We start from the raw sequence: 19,168 nt of genomic DNA, 5'->3' as shown, positions 1-19,168 counted from the left end.
CACAGTGGACCAACTGAAAGCAATGCAATATTTTGCAGAGGTGGCACAAACCAGCAGCTTTACCGCGGCGGGAAAACGCTTTGATGTACCTGCCTCGTCCATATCGCGGCGAATTGCCGATCTTGAGCAGCACCTTGGTGCAACTTTGTTGAATAGGACAACACGTCTAGTGCATCTCACTGAGGTTGGTCAAGAGTATTACGCCCAAGTTAAGTCTATCTTGGATCAAATAGAGCGCAGCGAAACCTATGTGCGTCAATATCAATCTGAGCCTCAGGGGAAGTTAGTTATTAGCAGCATGGTGGGATTTGGCGAGCGCATACTGATTCCATTATTAGACGAATTCAGAGCACTTCATCCCAAGGTGGTTTTGGATGTACGCTTAAGCGATGAGGTTTCACAATTGAATCGAGACCAAGTAGATATAGCCATTCGTGGTGGCTATGCCCCGAATGAGCGGGTTGTAGCGAAGAAGCTGATGAATAATCAATTTATCCCAGTGGCCTCTCCAAGTTACCTGGAAGCGAATGGCTTGCCAATTAAGCACGAAGACTTGAAAAAACACCAAGGGTTGTTTTTTCGTACTCCAATGGGGCCAACGCCGTGGTTATACCAGCAAAATGGTCAGTGGCATGATGTTTCGCCCAAGCCTACGTTGATTAGCAATAATGGTAAGTGGTTGATCGCTAGAGCTATTGAAGGTCAAGGATTGCTGATGCTACCGGCTTGGGTTGTCCAGTCTCAATTGGAATCTGGAGAGTTGGTGTCACTCAAATTGGATCCACCACTGCAAATTAGTGATGGGGCTGGATTTGGTGTTTACATTCTTTATGAGACAGACATGTACCGCATCCCCAAAATCAAAGCAGCGGTAGACTTTATTCTAGCAAGAGCGGCTCAAGTTTGATGTTCTTAGCTAAAGAATGGCTTTGGCCTAATGATGGATTTTGCTAAAGTGACCTACTCGCTAGAGTTACCTTATATGAGAGAAATGGAATGCACTATTTATTGAAAGGGGTTCAGGTATTGTTTCAGCCTGGGTATCGTAAATTTATCTTGGTCCCGATCCTCGCCAATATTTTATTCTTTATTGCGCTGAGTATTTTCATGGTGGGTTTATTCTCCGATACCATGTCATGGTTCATGAATTTTATTCCTGGTTGGTTGGAATTCATGAGCTACTTTTTATGGGTTGTTTTTGCCCTATTATTCCTTGTTGCCTATGGCTTCAGTTTTACCATGATAACCAATCTTTTTGCGGCTCCGTTCAATGGTTTTCTTGCAGAAAAGATCCAAAAGGATTTAGGGCAAGATGTTCCTGAAGTGAGCATTCCAGAAATGGTCGTGCGCTCCATCAAGCGTGAAATACAAAAACTAATCTATTTCGTTTGGTATGGCTTTCTGGTCGCTATCGGCTTATTTGTTTTAAGTTTTGTACCGCTATTGAATTTGGCTGTGCCAGTGATTGCATTTGTATGGGCAGCTTGGTGTATTGCCATTCAATATATGGACTATCCAGCGGACAATAATCTTCAGGATTTTAAGAAACTAAGAAGTGATGCGAAAAAACCTTGGATTCATACCTATGGTTTTGGCGGATTAACCAGTTTGCTTGTGATGGTGCCAGTATTGAATATTTTTGTAATGCCGGTGGCCGTAGCAGGTGGTACCTTGCTTTGGTTAAGCAAAATTCATCAACCTGATGCAGAATTTGATTTGGATGATGTAGAAGAGACAAAATCCATCGAAGATCTGCGTTGAACCTTAAACGTTAACCTAACGTATACGAAATCTTAGATAGCAGTATAGTATGTGGAAATTGAGATAGAAGAACATGTCAGAAAAAGAGTTTGAGGTAAAAAGTAAGTATCAGCCGGCAGGGGATCAGCCTAAAGCCATTGAGCAATTAATGGATGGTTTAGAAAGCGGTCTTGCTCGTCAAACTCTACTCGGGGTAACGGGTTCTGGTAAAACGTTTACCATGGCCAATGTTATCGCCAAGGCACAACGACCTACGATTGTTTTAGCACACAATAAGACTTTGGCTGCTCAACTCTATGGCGAGTTCAAAGAGTTTTTTCCTAATAATGCGGTTGAATATTTTGTCTCTTACTATGATTACTATCAGCCAGAAGCCTATGTGCCTTCCAGTGATACTTTCATCGAGAAAGATGCTTCTGTAAATGAACATATCGAGCAAATGCGCTTGTCGGCGACGAAGGCGTTAATGGAGCGTCGAGACTGTATTATCGTCGCCACGGTATCATCTATATATGGTTTGGGCGATCCTTCCTCTTATTTGAAAATGGTACTGCATTTAGATCGCGGCGATATTATTGATCAGCGTGGCGTATTGCGCCGCTTGGCGGAATTACAATATACGCGCAATGATATGGACTTCCATCGTGCTACTTATCGAGTGCGAGGGGATGTAATTGATATCTTTCCAGCGGAATCCGAAGATGAAGCAGTGCGAGTAGAACTCTTTGATGAAGAAATCGAAGAGCTCAGTATATTTGATCCGCTTACTGGTGAAATTCTACGCAAAGTTCCACGTATTACCATCTTTCCCAAGAGTCACTATGTGACGCCGAGAGAGACGCTGGTGGATATGATCGATGAAGTAAAAGCCGAACTTAAAGAGCGACTCACGCAATTAAAAGACAATAACAAATTGGTTGAGGCTCAGCGTTTAGAGCAGCGTACTCAATACGATTTAGAAATGATTCAGCAATTGGGTTATTGCACTGGTATTGAAAACTACTCGCGCTATCTATCCGGTCGCCCACAAGGGGCTGCGCCACCAACCTTGTTTGATTACTTGCCCGATGACGCCTTGATGTTTATTGACGAAAGCCATGTGACCATTCCGCAATTTGGTGCCATGTACAAAGGAGATCGCTCGCGTAAAGAAACGCTAGTGGAGTTTGGTTTCCGTTTGCCGTCGGCATTGGATAATCGACCCATGAAGTTTGATGAATGGGAAGCTATTTCACCGCAAACGATTTTTGTATCAGCAACACCGGGTAAATATGAAGCGGAATATCAAGATGCGGTGGTAGAACAAGTGGTGCGTCCGACGGGTCTAGTCGACCCCATTGTTGAGGTTCGACCTGCGACCACTCAGGTTGACGACGCCTTGGGTGAAATCCGCAATCGTGTTGAAAAAGGTGAACGCATATTAATCACAGTGATGACCAAACGCATGGCGGAAGACTTAACGGACTTCTTGTTTGAACACGATGTACGTGTTCGCTACTTGCACAGTGATATTGATACCGTTGAACGTGTAGAAATTATTCGTGATTTACGTTTAGGGGAGTTTGATGTGCTGGTAGGTATCAACCTCTTGCGTGAAGGTCTAGATATTCCCGAAGTGTCATTAGTCGCTATTTTCGATGCCGACAAAGAAGGCTTCTTGCGTTCAGACCGATCGTTAATTCAAACCATTGGTCGTGCTGCTCGTAATGTTGAAGGTAAAGCCATCCTTTATGCAGAGCGTATTACGGATTCAATGAAGCGCGCCATGGAAGAGACCAAGCGTCGTCGTGAAAAACAAATCGCGTTTAACGAAGAGCATGGCATTACACCACAAGGCATTAAAAAGAGTGTTGAAGATATTCTTGAGGGTGCTGTGACACCTGGTAAGAAAATCGGTCATGGCCGCAATCGTAAAAAAGTGGCCGAGAAAGGGGCTGGCTATACAGCCGATATGGAACACTTGAATGTCAATGACTTGAACAAGCGCATCACTCAGGTAGAAGATGCCATGTTTAAAGCCGCCAAAGACCTTAAGTTTGAGGAAGCCGCGCGCCTCCGCGATGAGTTGCATGAGCTGAAGGATCAATTGATTAAAAATAGTTAGCTCGGGTTTATTGAAGGTGAGTTAAGCCTCACTTTGTAATTGCTATACTTGAATATTGATTTTTTATTCGGTATAACGCACAGCTCTTTTTTGGACAAAGCTTGGTCAAGGATATGAGACTGAAAAGACTTGCCGGATTTTTCACGCCTGTAAATATATTGCTGATTTATTTGTTTGTTTCTTGTGCAATTAGTATCGGCTCATTTGCATATTTTATTATATTTGATTCATCTAGCTACGAGATGCAATTAACTTTTTGGCTCCTAGGCGCAATCGCCATTTTCCTTTCCTTGGTTGCTTTTATTCTTATCCTTCTGAAAAGAAATTTAGGTTTCATGTTTGCTTTCGCTTGCGTGTTGCTACAGACATTTTTTATAGCTCCTGCTAATGCTTCTTGGGCACTTTCTGTCGGAACGCCGATCCTGATAGGTGTTTCAGCTTCAAGTGGCGGATTGTTCTTCGATAATGTTGCAGTTTATGACTATTTTTATATGTCAAATCTAGATTTCAGTCATCTTTATCAGTTGCATGGAGATCTGGAGCCAATGACTTGGGTGAGTCTAAACTTCCTACCGTTAGCAGTTCTTGCGTCGGCATATCGCTATTGGAAGCAAGAAAATGATGGAGCGCCTGTATAATGTTATCGGTTTTTAAAACATGCTTCCGTGCGCTTTTTAGTTGTGAAGGGACGGTCACAAGAATGGAATATTGGTGGTTCTTGGTACTTCCATATAGTCTTGTTTTTTCGGTATTGATGGTATTTGACCCGGTACTGTCTGCGTCTTTTTCTGGTGAATTTTACATTTTGCCTTTTATTTTCATTTATGCATATTCGGTGGTTGCTATAACCATAAAACGCTTTCGAGATGCGGGCATTAAGCCAGTGTATATATGGTTTTCATTGGTGCCTATCGCTGGAGCACTCTGGCTTCTGTATATAGTCTATCTCAAGTCAAGTGTGAACGAGAGAAAAGCGGCACTTTTAAAACCTGTGTCTAGTATTGAAAAGACTATTAAAGCGTTTTATCAACATCCTGTATCAAGCAGGGGAATCTATTTAGCGGTTGCAATATTGTTGCCTTTCGTGGCGTACATGATGATTTACTTCTATTCAGACTTCTCTGTAGAGCGAGTTTGCGACAGTCGTCTTTTTAGTTTTTCGTCATGCGAAAAATTACCTGAACCTGCATTCTTTGTTATGGGGGATCTGATCTTGGCATATTTTTATTGTTTAATTATACCAATAATCTTTTTATTCCTTTTTAGATGGGGTAGTCAACTGGGTCTATTGCTGAGCTTATCTCTATTCGGAGTGGTAAGTGCGCCATTTTTAACGCATATTTCAGATTACTTTATTGAGGGGGCGGGGTATTTATCTTCTCACTATATTGAGCTCATAGATCAGTTGGGCATCGCTTTTAATATTTCTATTATAGCCTATACCGCGATGGTCATATGCGGCTTAAAATCATTCACATTGTTTATTTCTTCTTATTATGCGGTAGGTAGTGTCTATTACTTTGTGAAAAAACTAATGGTCATTCCGGAGCCGAGAGGTTATTACTATGATATGGCTGATGAAATTGTACATGTAATTAATCACGATCCGACCTTGATTGCTTTGGTTAATGGTTTTGTTATATCGCTCACTATTCTCTTTAGCGTGTTGTTGTATCGTAAGCAGAAAAGAGATGAGATTAAGTGCTTCTCTGGTTGGGGTGAATCACTTCGTAAAGGTGGGATTTAGAGGGTTTTGATATCGAAACATCTTAGTAGGCTGTCCTCCGAGATAGTATCATGCGCGCTAATCGTTTTAAGTTCATCAAGGATTTCAAATATACAGAAGCCGCGCGTCTCCGCGATGAGCTGCATGAGCTGCATGAGCTGCAAGAACTTAAGGATCAGTTGATAAAGAATAGTTAGAGTATGGTAATAAAATAAAATACTGGTATAGTCCCGCGCCCAAATATTGAACAATTATCCCCAGCGGGACGACTATGAGTTTTAAATGGATTTTGGCAGCAGCCGCTACTTCGAGTCTTATATCTACATCATCGGTAGCGAATGATTTAAATCCTACCGAGCGCTTGCTCAAAGAAAAGCAAGAACAACAAGAAGCGGAACGTCGCTTATCCGATACTCAGCCACCGATTACAACACCTGATTTAGATAGCGTGCCAACGCCACCCCAAGAAACTCCTTGTTTTGATATCGAAACGATAGAGCTAGACACGACATTCCATCGTGACCTATTTGATGGAATTACTCCAAAGTTTGAGAACCAATGCTTAGGAAGAAACGGTATCTCTCTATACCTTAAGGTGCTGAATAAGCGGTTATTGCAAGCAGGTTACGTCACTTCAAGAGCAGTGCTTCCTGAGCAGGACCTCTCTACAGGAATATTGAGTGTAAAAGTATATTCGGGAGCATTGGCGTCCGTTGAGTTTCCAGATACGTATCAGCATTCTTGGCGCTTCGCTGCTCCGTTGGAGTATGGAAAACCGTTAAATATTCGAGATATGGAGCAGGCTATTGAGCAATACAATCGCTTGGCTTCGCAAAGCGTCAAGTTTGATATATTACCTGGTGAAGAGGTGGGAACGAGTAAGCTGCGAGCTAAGGTTCAAGAGGGAAACCGAATTTATGGCAACCTCGCGATTGACGATGCCGGTAGTGAAGCGACGGGGAAATATCAATTATCCGCTTCTGCGAACATCGACAATTTAGTAGGCATTCAAGATCGTTTATCCTTTGGCGGTGGACGAGATTTAGATCAAGATAGCGCCAATGGTAGTTATAACTATCGATTAGGTTGGGAGGTTCCGATTGGCTACTGGTTGCTTTCTACACGCCTTACCGGTTCAGATTATACTCAAGCAGTGAGTGGCGCCGTTCAGGATTTTGTCAGCAGTGGGGATTCCCACGATGAATATCTATCGGCCAAATATCTTGTTAATCGAGACAATAATAGCAAGCTAACAACGGATGTAGAGCTGCGTAAGCGCAGTCGCGCAGGTTATATAAACGACACAGAAGTCAAACTGCAAAAGCGTAGGCTAACAGATATTAAATTATCACTGCTCTATAAATATTACGGTAGCGCAGCTGTCTATGATATGTCCTTTTCAGCTTATCAAGGTTTGGATTGGTTTGGTGCAGAGCAAAGCAACGATGCAAACGGCATTATCGGTTCTGATTATCGGTATTTCACTGCGAGCTTACTCATTAATACACACTTTTCTTCATTTGCACAAAAATTAAACTATTCCGCTCAGGTTTATCTGCAAAAAGCTGATACTCAACTGTATACCTTGGACTGGTTCAGTAATGGAAGTCGATACACGGTTCGAGGTTACGAATCAAAAAATACAGTGAGTGCAGCTGATGGGTGGAGAATTAGAAATGATTTAGCCTACCCCTTACGAGAAACCCGTACGTCACTATACATAGGGTTTGATATTGGCGGTATCGATGGTGAAGGGGCAAGCAATTACGAAGACGATATTCTCGCGGGTCTAAGCCTTGGTGTAAAAGGTGCGGTTAGTAGTGTGGGTTTTGACTTTACCATTTCTCAGCCAGTTTTTTATAAGCCCGAAGGCGTGTCAAATTGCTGCACACTGGCCGGGCGTGTTAGCTTGAGTTTTTAAAGTCTTGCATTTTTAAAAAAGTAGAGCAATGGCTTTAATTAAATGTGACGCTCATCATGTTTATTATGTAAGCGATTGACTGAAATGTGAACAGGTTATAAAGTCCGCGTCCTTTGATAAACCTCCACTATCAGACACGCGGTTTGACAGTGGTTGAACACATGGAAGCTGATCAATGCCTGCTGTATCTTCGACAAAACCTGTTCTCTCTCTGTTTCGTGCCTATAAAAAGCCGTTAGCGCTATTCACCCTTATTGTTTATGCATCACTGCCCAATCTTGTTGTTGCACAAGGTGTCGTATCAGCGATAAACGGCAAGGGGGTAGCGCTTGAAGAATCGGCAAACGGTATCCCTGTTGTCAATATTAATAAGCCCTCTGACGGAGGCGTGTCTCGCAATGAATACAATCAGTTTAACGTTGGTGAAGAAGGTTTAATCTTAAACAACTCTCCAGACATAGTAGCAACGCAACTAGCAGGCTATATCGATGGAAATAGCCGTTTAGAGGGGCAGCAGGCAAGCATTATCCTCAATGAAGTTATCGGCGCCAATCCATCGCAGCTATTGGGGTATACCGAAGTCGCAGGTCAGCAAGCAGAAGTTGTTATCGCAAACCAAAATGGTATCACGTGTAACGGTTGCGGATTTATCAACACACCGCGTGCGACATTAACAACGGGCCAATTAATGTTTGATGGCGCTCAGTTTAGCGGCTTTGATGTCTCAAAGGGAAAAGTTGATATTGGAGAGCTAGGTTTTAACGGCAGTAATGTTGAGCAGATAGACATATTGGCGCGTAGTATTGATATCAATGGTGATCTCTGGGCGAATCAACTTAATCTCGTCACTGGGCAAAACACGATATCTACCGATTTAGAACAGATCGAAAAAAACACCTTAGCTACTTCGGATGAATCAAGCACTCCTGAATTCTCACTCGATGTAGCTGCCATCGGCGGCATGTACGCTAATAGAATTCATCTGGTTGGTACGGAACAGGGTTTAGGGGTGAACTTGGGTGGTGATGTTATTGCCACTTCGAACTTTACCTTAGATCAAAGCGGGAATATCACAAACTCAGGAACCATTGCCGCAAACCAAGTTGATTTTACCGCTCAAAGCTTAATAAACAATGAGAAGGGTAAGCTGATATCAGCCGACGGTGGTAGTGCGATCTCGTTATCAGAGCGTCTAGAAAATAGTGGTGCAATTACCTCTGATCAAAACCTAACGATAGACACACAGAGCTTTGCAAACACAGGCCTTGTTCAAGGTAATAATACTGATGTGACGACCGCTTTGTTTTCCAATGCAGGTAATCAGGCAAAATTACACGCCAAAAATGAGCTAAGCATTGATGTAACCAATGACGATATTGTGAATGAGGGTGTCATTTATGCAGGTGATACTGTCAATCTTGACGCAAACGACAAATCAATTGTTAATCGAAATAGCATAGAGGCCAGTAATAATATTAACCTCACCTCAAATGCAGTCATTAACGGGCAAGACAACGCAGGCAGCACTGATGCTCTACCAACGATCGTTGCAAGAGAAGGGCAGCTTAATATTCAAACCACTGAATTAGAAAATACTGCATTAATCGCAGGCGATAGTATTCAAATTGCTTCGCAACAGTTCCGTAATCACGGTCGCCAAGCAAAGATACAAGCAGGCAGTAGTATTAGTATCGACGTAGAATCAGATATTAATAATACCGAAGGCGCTCTTATTTATAGTGCTGGCAATACATCTTTAACAACTCAAAATAACGTAAATAATAGTAACGCGATTCTGGCGGCTGATGGGGATTTTGATTTTGTTGGTCAAGCTTTCAATAACTACAGTGCTGATTCGAACAATAACTTTGCTGCATTGCAAGTGGTTGGCAATGCGACGCTTTCAACGAACCAAATCAACAATTCTTTAGGCTCTGTTATCGCCACCGAAAATGGTTTGCTTGATATGGATAATAGTGGTGCTATTTCAAATACGGGTTTAATTGCAGGTGCACAAGTTGATATCACCACTGACGCTATAACGAACTCGGGTGTCGATGCTCAAATTCAAGCAAAAGAATCGCTTTCAATCGCCGCAATCCAGACCTGGTATAACAAAATGGGCGCGCTCATTTTCAGTGAAGGAGTCGCCTCACTTAGCAGTCAAGGATATTTTTATAATGACTCCGGTATTGTAGAGACTCTAGGAGCCTTAAGCATAGATGCAGAGCGAATTTATAACCAGAAGAATACTCACCACAATGAAAAAGGCTATCTTGTTTCATCCGGTGATATGAGCGTAACGGGTAGTCTTTACAACAAAGTAGCCGCTATTCAATCCAATGGTAACTTTAATCAAGATCAAGGCCTATTTCATAACGAGAGTACCGGTGTCGTAAAGGCGGTCAATGGAGAAGCGACATTTAATTCCACTGATTGGGATAACTATGGCTTTGTGGGTGGAAACAAACTCGATATAACCGCTAAGACGATTGACAATGATGGTGACAAGGCACTGGTACTAGCCCATGAAAACTTAAGAATGAAAACCACATTAGGGGACTTAAGAAACAGAAACGGTGGGGTGCTGTATAGTTTTGGATCCGCAGGTTTTGATGTTGATGGTACATTGCTGAATGAGTCATCTATTATTGAAACCAGTGGGTCCTTATTCATTACTGCAGGTGAGCTAACTAATAAAAGAACTGTCTTTATTACAGATGTAGATGATTATGACATAGATCGCAGAACAAATTATGTGATAGCTACGGACCTTGAAGATTATTTTCCGAATTATATTTATGACTTAATAGAAAAGGATCGATTGCCTGGAGGCTATATTCATAAAATGGTTGAGAACTCTATAACAACTAGAGAGGTATTTACCATTGAAGAAATGTCTCAGGAGTCCTTTATATTGTCCGGAGATAATATTGATTTAAATATTAAAGGAGCCATAAGAAATGAATATTCCACAATAAGTGCGTTAGGAAATAATGATGCTGCATCTTTTGATGTGATCAATTTTGAATTTGAAGAAAAGCAAATTGATAAAAAAACTGGAAAATATACTTTTGTAATTCTCAGTAAGTGTAACTGGCCTGAACGCTGCCTAAAAGGACGAGATCGAGCACCCTCAAACCCAAGAGATATACGTCATCCACCAAAGGTCGTAGATAGTAGTAATAATTCAGATTTTAAAAAAGTCGTGTCCACTATCTCAGCAAACAAAAAGTTGAGCATTAAAGCTGAAACAATATCAAATGGTACCTCAGATAAAGCAAACGAGAGCGATAGTGTCGTTATAAACGCACCTAAGGACGTTTCTGATAAATCAACTGACATTATTACATCAGAAATAATAAACGCTGGTTCAAATCTAGATGATCTTTCTTATGGCGCATTATTTTCTCAAGTGGATAACGGTAATCACGGTTACCTAATCGAAACCAATCCAAACTTTACCGAATACCAAAACTTCATCTCATCTGATTATATGCTTGAACGCATGGGTGTAGACATCAACGAAAATGATGCTGTTCGTTTAGGTGATGGCTATTTTGAGCAAGACCTTGTACGTGATCAGATATTAGATTTAACGGGTGTTCAGTTTGTTGATGACAGTCAAAGCATTCAGGATCAATATATTGCGCTAATGGAAAATGCTCTTACTGCGAAAGAAAACCTAACCCTATCGATTGGTGTGGAACTAACACTCGAACAGATAGAGGCCTTAGATAAGCCCATCGTTTGGATGGTTGAAAAACAATTCGAAACAAAAGATGGAGTAAAAACAGCACTTGTTCCTCAAGTCTATTTTAACGATACCATGGGCTTATCGTTACGTGAGGATGGAGCTCTCATAGCTGCTGACACTGTTGACCTAGAGGCGACCAATGAAATTGCAAATGCAGGTGTGATAAAAGCTAAAGACAAACTGAAGCTGGTTGCTAACGATATTAAAAACACCAACAAACTAGTCTCCAAAAATGAAATGGATCTCGTTGCTCAACGGGACATCCACAATGCCAGTGGGTTAATCGACAGTGCACGCATAAACATTAACGCGGGTCGTGATTTCATAAACCAAACACAGGTAGAGGTAGTCGATCTCAGTGGCGCAAACAGCACGTTTAAGCAAAGCTTAGTCGGTGATACCGCAACCATTAACGCTCAAGAGTTGAATATCACGGCTGGAAACGATGTGAAGTTTATCGGTAGTGACGTGAATGTAGAAGGTGATTTGGTAGTTGAAGCGGTCAATAACATTGAAATGACCACCGCGAAAATCATTGAAGAAGCGATCAGTGGTAACTTCTATAACGTCAGTTCAACTCAGCATCAAACGACAGAAATTGGTGCGGGTACCGTGTTGATGATAGCGGGAGGAACCGTTAAATCAGAAGGCGCCAAAGTCGCATCTGATGGTAATCTTGAAATTGATGCCAACGACATTCAATTGCTCGCCGTTAAGAATACCGAAGATAAAGACATCTTTTATAACTACGGCGGTGGCGATACAGAGCATACGCAAAGCCACAGTGAAGAAGTAATTGCCTCTGCGTTTACATCTGATGGCGTGTTAACACTATCAAGTAAAAACGACATTATATCGAAAGGGACTCAATTTAGCGGCAAAGATGGCGTTAACCTATCCGCCGAGGGGAATGTTTTACTTGCTACCGAAACAGCACTCAATACTAGTCGAGTTGACAAGACCTCGAAGAGCTCCGGTTTTGGTGGTAGTACTCGAAGAGCCAGTACCGAAATAAACGAATCACTGACGCACTTGGGAAGCAGTATTAACTCTGATGGTAGTATCACAATTCAATCCGGTGGCAATACCGCCTTGGTGGGCTCGACAATTGAAGCTGGCGAAAATGTAAATTTAGACGCGACCGGTGATTTACTCGTAAGCGCAGCCGTTAATGACAGCTTCAACCAATATACTAAAACCAAAAAAGGCAGCTTCACACAAAGCTCGCAAAACAAAGGGGCAAAGACTCAAGAAGCCATTGCTTCGAGTATCAGTGCAGGCACTAACCTAAATATTAATACTGCTGGTAACGTCACGGTTAAAGGCTCAGATCTAAGCGCCCAAGAAACCATGACCATCGGCGACGATGTGATTGCACAGTCACAGGACGGTAGCGCCCAATTAAGTCCAGATGGACAGTTTGTTAACCAAGAAGGGGAGCAAGTTGGCAATGTCACGGTTACGACACAAGAACTTAAAAATGAAAGCTGGAATGAAAAATCCTCTGGTTTTAGCGGCATATTAAAAGACATCGCCAGCGGTGTAAGCCTAATGGTCAGCTCTGTGGCTGCAACCGCAGGGATTCCAGTGGATGCCGAGATCGAAGTCGGTAGCAGCAGTAGTGAGCGCAGCCAGCAAACCATACAGCAAGCATCTAATTTACAGGCTAAGAACTTGAATGTTGATGTGGCTGGTGATGTAGCCGTTATCGGTTCCAATGCCACAGTGCAGGATACGGCTAATATTGATGCTCAAAGCTTTACCATGGACGCAGCAAAAGAGAGCAGCTCTTATTCCAAAACCGAAAGTACAACCACGGTGTCCTCATCAGCGCCTTCGGTTGGTGAAAATGAAATTACAGTAGCCAACCTGAGTGAAACCAAAACCAGTACAACGGAAGCGACCACATCGACCACTTGGTCTGGTTCTAGTTTGAATGCCGGTAACCTCAACATAAATACCGACAAAGCTGTCAATATTGTTAGCAGTGATGTGACGGTGCAAGGTGATACTGACATTCAAGCAGAAGATATAGTGGTATCAGGGCGCCAAGATACCACTGAAACCACAACAACGCTGAAAGAAGAAATAAAAACCGTTAGCGTGGGTGTAAAGAACGCATATGTTGATACAGCACAAGCGATCGAAGAATTGAACTCGGCTAAAAATGCTGTACGCGATGCTAAGCAAGCTTACGACGACGCTAAGCAAAAAATCGCAGACGGCCAAATGCCAGCAAGCGAACTGAAGTACTTTGAAACCAATATTGCCGCCGCCACAGCGAACTTAACCAATGCAACCATAGCTGTTGCCTCCGCTGGCGCCACCGCCGCTGGCACAACCGGTACAGGCGGTTTTTATGCTACTGGCAATGCTAGCGTAGAAACCAATGAATCTTCGTCCACAGAAGTCAGTAGCACGTGGAATGGCTCTAATGTAAACCTAGGCGGCAACGCAACACTGCAAGCCCAAGATGAAATCCAAGTAAAAGGCTCAAATGTCGCCGTTGGCGGAGAATTACAGTTAGACGCCGAGGATATCAATCTACTTGCGGGTGAAAACAGCACACAAACCAGCAGCGATAGCAGCAGCCATACCGAAAGCGCTAGCTATAGCACCAATGGCGGCCCAAGTGGCAGCTTAAGTGCCAATAAAACCGAAAGCAGCAGTGAGTCCCAGTATTACACCAATACACAAATCGTAGCCGGCAGCTTAAGCAGCGACAGTGAAAACCTCACCCTAAGCGGCGCCAATGTCGATGCAGGCGTAGTGGACATTTCAACTGAAAACTTATTAGTCGAAAGCCTACAAAACACCTCCACCTCCAATAGCCAAACCCAAGGAGCAAACCTGTCCTTAGGTGGCGTTGCACCACCAACCTCAGGTGGTATCAACCAACAACAATCAGAATCCAGCTCTGCTTGGGTCGACCAGCAAAGCTCCATCACAGGTGGCAATGTATCAATCAAAGCCAAAGACACCACACTAAGAGGTGGCTTGATAGCAGCACAAGATGAAAATGGAGCCGATAACGGCAACCTTAACTTTGTAACGGACACCCTAACTGTTGAAAACATCCAAGACCACGACACCTCAAGTGACAAAGGCTTTAGCCTAAACACAGGCGCCAGCACCACCACCGTAGGTGCCAACTATTCCGGTCACGATAAACGTCAAACCACCAAAGCCACTATAGGTAATGGCAACGTTACAGTGGGCGGCGAACAACTAGCCGAAACTGATATTGATGTAAACCGCGACACCAGCAACGCCCAAGAAATCACCAAGAACCATGAGCTTGGTGGCTTGGACGCCACAGTAACAGTGGATCATAGGTTGGCCAGTGAGGAAGGTCGTCAAGATATTGCCAATGACTTTGAGGATACAGCGGAACACGGTCAAGACATAGCGCGTACAACCTCCAAGCTTATAGAAGACGACAATCTCAATGCGCTGAACTTTGGCGAAACTCTGCATAACAATGCACAAGCCACACAGCTCAAAAATGATTTAGTACGCAATCCCGAAAATGCTGAACTGTTAGCCGGTCTAAAAAGTGATGACCCTGAAGTGTATGCGCAAGCGGTTAAAGACTTAGGTCAGCTAGCGCAAGCGAAATTTGGTTTAGACCTATCAGAAGTGGATCTATACGACGGTGAAAAAACCACCAGTGGTTCGTTAGGTGATAACGCGCTAACTGATGTAAAAGGCGGCACTGTTGTAGACAAAAACAACGCAAACGCAGGGGATATTTTTGTTGACGCTGGAGATGGTGCCAGCAAAACCGATATGGCCAATACACTGGGTCACGAAGTGCTGGAAAGCCAAGACTTCCAAGGCAAAGACAGCAGCCTAACCGGTGGCTTATTCGGAACCAACACTGATAGTCAACAAGAAAGCTTAGCCAACGCCTTTGGTGAACAATTCAGCGACCGCATCAACCAAGCAGCAGGTGGTAACCTTGATAGTACTGGCGGTGCCGACTTCTCCAATAACCTAAAGAACAGCCAAGCGGTACAAGCAGGTACACAAAAAGCCAACACAGTAGGCAATGCAATAGTTGAGCATAGGCAGCTTTATGTGTCAGAAGCAAAAGCCATTATTGATCACGCACAAACTTATGCAGATAGACATGACATTTCACTAGACCAAGCCAAGCAGGAGCTAACTCAACAAGCCTTGTTACAGGTCGATAGTGAATGGGCCGACCAAGCACATATCCAAGAAAATGATCGAGCAAGAGAAGGGTTAAAAGAGATTGCAGCTGAAATACCTCCTATTAAGGATGCGTACGTTAATGGTGGTTTGGTTGGAGCTTTCATCGCGACACCTCCAGACAAAGAAAATCAGTATATAAACGCTAATCAAGCCAGAATGATTGAAGACGGTGCTGCTGGCGAAGATAACTATATGAGTAAATATGCTACTGAAAATGGCGAGTTATCAGTTGAGCTGACACCTATGCAGCAGGTTGGTGAAACCGTAGATGGGATTGTTAATGGTGCAATCTCGATAGGGGAGGGTTTAATTGAAGATTATCCAGGAACTATGGACGATATGGTTCAAGTCATACGCGATGGTGTTGGTGGCTGTGTTGATGCAGGACTTGATTGCGTATTGAGTGATCCTAGAGAAGGCTACTCAGGGGATAGAGCATTCGTAGATTTATTACAGGGTGATCGAGAATCTGCAGTATCCAATAATAATATTGAATTGGCGGGTGAAGTAGCACCAGTTTTGCCAGTTGTTCTTAAGTTGAAAAATATAGATTTATCTGGTCAGACGGTCGATACTCAGATAGGTGCAGGGACAAACGGCAGTTATAATGCAGAAAATGATTTTGATGGTAAGAATCCGTCTGATTCAACTGCTCAAGAGACAGATTTGCAAGCTAAAAAGGAACTGGTTGAAAGTAAGCTACTTTCTGCCCAAGAAATTACTGGTGCATATACTAAGAACAACAAAGCTGAAGACTTGAAACTATATGAAGATTTGAAGAGAGCCGAGCAAAGGACTGAACCTGAATATAAACGAGATCCAAAGTCGGCTGGTTTTGATGCTGGGGATAGAATATTAACAGGTATAAAAAATATTTTAGAAGGACTAGATAGTGCTGAATAAATTTTTTAGGTTTTTTAGATTAATTCCCGCTGAGTATTTTTGGCAGGAAGCAATGATATGTTCATCGAAGGGCATGAAAGAAAAGGCTTTAAAATACTTAGATAAGTCGCTGTACTTTTCTAAAAGCAAAAGTATAAATTTCTTGCTTTTAGAGGCTCAGGTTCTATTGTCCAAGTCTGACTTTGAAAAAATCAAACAACTATCACTGCTGGCTTTAGATAAAATTAATAAATCAAAAGTATTAAATAAAAGTGAAAAGGTGTACCTGTCCTTGTATGCGACAGATCTGATAAACTTGGCCATTATTCATGGGGATTTTAATGAAGAGCTTCTTCCAAGATTAAAAGACTTTGATTCTAGAGATGTTGATGATCGATATTTTAAATATTTCCCTTTGTTAGACCGCGACAAAGACGACATGTAGCGCCCTGCCAATACTGTCCAGACACTTCGCTTTCATTCTTCCCGCCTAATTTTTATGTTATCTGATCAAATTAGGCGGGGTTTGCTTGTTAAATAGTAAAAAACTAAAGCAAAAATAGGATATACCGAATGCATCGTACGCTGACTTATATTCTTTTGATAGTGATAAGCCTCATCACGAATATGAGTGTGCATGCTTCATATATCAGCACAGCCAACAGCCTAACTGTTGAAAACATCCAAGACCACGACACCGCCAGCGACAAGGGCTTTAGCCTCAACACAGGTACCAGCACCACCACCGTTGGAGCTAACTACTCAGGTCACGATAAACGCCAAACCACCAAAGCCACGATTGGTAATGGCAATGTACAGGTGGGCGGAAAAGCACTTGCGGATACCGATATTGATGTAAACCGCGACACCAATAACGCCCAAGAAATCACCAAAGACCATGAGCTAGGTGGCTTAGATGCGGAAGTAACGGTTGATCATCGCTTAGCTAGTGAGGAAGGGCGCGACAAAATTTCAGAAGACTTCATGAAAACAGATATGTTGCGTGAAGCGGTTGAAAGAATGGTCACAACCGAGCGCATTGGTATAACGGATTTAAACAGTGAAATAGGCAAGCAGAACAACACCTATGAAGCCGTTAAATTAGAAATTGCGAAAGACCCAATATTAGCCGCGAAACTTCAGAGTTCTGATTTAAACCCAGAAGAGAAACAACACGTTTTAAACCAGCTCACGCATACCGTAATGCAAGAACTAGGTTACGAAACCGAAGGCTATAACAATAAAGTCACAGCGAATGAGAACAGTACCCGCCAAGGCTTCTATTCAGAAGAAACAGGCGATGCCTATATCAACGACTCGTACATAGATGACAATGGGCAGTTAGTTGAAACAGCAGGTCATGAAATGGCACACGCCATGGATGATCGTGATGGCAGCAACCAGCAATACTCAAAAGAAGACCGTGAAACCTATGCGCATAATATTGGAGAAGGACTGGTTGATTACACTGCTATGGCGCTGGATATTAATGGCCACAATGATGGCTTGGCTACAAGCAACAATCATGTAGGTAATGATAGCGCATTAATAATTGCAAACAATGTTGAATACTCAGGCTTAGATAAAACCAAAGGTGATGCGTTACTGCCTGAATTCGTTAAAGACGCTCGTAAAGCTGTTAGAGATCATCAAGAAAAAAGCCAACAAGCCAGTGCAAATCTCAAAGGTGATGGTGTTGGCACAGCATTATCTATGGCTGCAGCAGCAGGGGATATTGTTATTAATGTTACGGATGCGGCCGTTACTATCGTGGACAAAACCACCGATGTAATTGGAGCTGTAGGTTTATTTGGTGGAGACCTTAAAGCAGAAGCACTTGATAATATTGCGCGAGACCTTTCTTCAATTGAAAGTGCATACGAGAATAAGCAAGAAATAGCCACAGCTATTCTTACAAAGCTCCAAGACTACCCGAATCGACTCGCGGAAATGGACCCATCAGCATTACGGTCATTGATTTCGGTAGCAGGTGAGGCAGCAATCCCCGCTGCTATAATCGCTAAGGTCAATAAAGCTGATGTTTCACATGGACCAAAACCAGACATGGCTATTTCGGATAACGAGGTTGGTCATTCAGCTTTAGATCAGGATCCAGTAGTTCAGGCGCTAAGGGAGAAAGATCGTCAGGGTGTAGACCCTAATAGCTCAGATATTTCTGTAGATAATGAGATGATAGGGCAGAATTCTGCTACTGATACTGGAATAAAAAATCCTGAAGCTAGCCACTCGAATGATTTAAATATAGGTCAAAATAATGAAAATTATAATCAAAGGCTAAATCAGAAAATTACCCAAAGGGGCATTCAAAAAGAATTTGAGAATGAAATGGGTTTTCAAGAAGTAGGAGCTATTACGGGTAAAAGAGCTAATGATTTAGGGCGTGAGCAATATGGCGATAGTTATATCCCAGAATGGAATGACGATGATATTGTTAAAAAAGGAATAGTTCCTTCTGGTCAGCCAGAGGATGTTATTTCTCGAGCGCATAATAATCCCACAAGGCCTCAGGGGAGTTATTTGGCACCCACGGGTAATTTTAAAAATAGTGATGGATCATTAAAGCAGCCAAATCAAATTCAAGACACCCTTGCTCTACCTCCTCAGAGTCAAGCAGCTAGTATCACAAGTTATAAAGGTGATAGTGATAAGACGGCTTTGCTAGGTCCTGTTGGTAAGAATGAATGGAGTGAAAACCCTGATGGGACACAGATTAAAATTATAGAAAAAACAGATAGAAAAGACTTTCATAAAGATACAGTGCAAACTAACGATGATTAA

10 protein-coding genes are annotated in these 19,168 nt (G+C 42.6%); all 10 read left to right on the top strand.

Going from position 1 to position 19,168, the window contains the following annotated elements; genetic code table 11:
• Positions 1-4 precede the first annotated feature (4 nt).
• The 10 genes from HF888_RS10245 to HF888_RS10205 all read left to right on the top strand — a co-directional run bounded on the left by HF888_RS10245 (position 5) and on the right by HF888_RS10205 (position 19,168).
• Positions 5-907 (top strand): LysR family transcriptional regulator, encoded by a 903-nt coding sequence (locus tag HF888_RS10245; RefSeq protein WP_007017228.1) that lies wholly within the window; start codon positions 5-7, stop codon positions 905-907.
• Between the two features lie 89 nt (positions 908-996).
• The gene (gene cysZ / locus HF888_RS10240) at positions 997-1,761 is read left to right on the top strand and encodes a sulfate transporter CysZ (protein ID WP_007017227.1); all 765 of its coding nucleotides are present in this window, start codon (positions 997-999) and stop codon (positions 1,759-1,761) included.
• Between the two features lie 73 nt (positions 1,762-1,834).
• Positions 1,835-3,865: an excinuclease ABC subunit UvrB gene (gene uvrB / locus HF888_RS10235; RefSeq protein ID WP_007017226.1), complete on the top strand. Its 2,031-nt coding sequence runs from the start codon at positions 1,835-1,837 to the stop codon at positions 3,863-3,865.
• 113 nt (positions 3,866-3,978) lie between these two features.
• Positions 3,979-4,503, top strand: coding sequence for a hypothetical protein (locus HF888_RS10230; protein ID WP_007017225.1), 525 nt, complete (start codon positions 3,979-3,981; stop codon positions 4,501-4,503).
• Positions 4,503-5,612: a DUF805 domain-containing protein gene (locus HF888_RS10225; protein WP_040297552.1), complete on the top strand. Its 1,110-nt coding sequence runs from the start codon at positions 4,503-4,505 to the stop codon at positions 5,610-5,612. Before HF888_RS10230 ends, HF888_RS10225 begins: the two co-directional genes overlap by 1 nt.
• A gap of 50 nt (positions 5,613-5,662) precedes the next feature.
• Positions 5,663-5,788 carry a hypothetical protein gene (locus HF888_RS16740; protein ID WP_007017223.1) on the top strand — a complete coding sequence of 42 codons (126 nt, stop codon included), beginning with the start codon at positions 5,663-5,665 and terminating at the stop codon, positions 5,786-5,788.
• A gap of 74 nt (positions 5,789-5,862) precedes the next feature.
• Positions 5,863-7,512 (top strand): ShlB/FhaC/HecB family hemolysin secretion/activation protein, encoded by a 1,650-nt coding sequence (locus tag HF888_RS10220; RefSeq protein ID WP_007017222.1) that lies wholly within the window; start codon positions 5,863-5,865, stop codon positions 7,510-7,512.
• Positions 7,513-7,687: 175 nt separating this feature from the next.
• Positions 7,688-16,390 carry a two-partner secretion domain-containing protein gene (locus tag HF888_RS10215; RefSeq protein WP_007017221.1) on the top strand — a complete coding sequence of 2,901 codons (8,703 nt, stop codon included), beginning with the start codon at positions 7,688-7,690 and terminating at the stop codon, positions 16,388-16,390.
• The gene (locus HF888_RS10210) at positions 16,380-16,814 is read left to right on the top strand and encodes a hypothetical protein (RefSeq protein ID WP_007017220.1); all 435 of its coding nucleotides are present in this window, start codon (positions 16,380-16,382) and stop codon (positions 16,812-16,814) included. Before HF888_RS10215 ends, HF888_RS10210 begins: the two co-directional genes overlap by 11 nt.
• 128 nt (positions 16,815-16,942) lie before the next feature.
• The gene (locus HF888_RS10205; RefSeq protein ID WP_007017219.1) at positions 16,943-19,168 is read left to right on the top strand and encodes a hypothetical protein; all 2,226 of its coding nucleotides are present in this window, start codon (positions 16,943-16,945) and stop codon (positions 19,166-19,168) included.

Source organism: Bermanella marisrubri (genome assembly GCF_012295615.1).
GTDB classification, from domain to species: Bacteria; Pseudomonadota; Gammaproteobacteria; order Pseudomonadales; family Oceanobacteraceae; genus Bermanella; species Bermanella marisrubri.
This window is presented reverse-complemented; position numbering and strand designations above follow the sequence as displayed.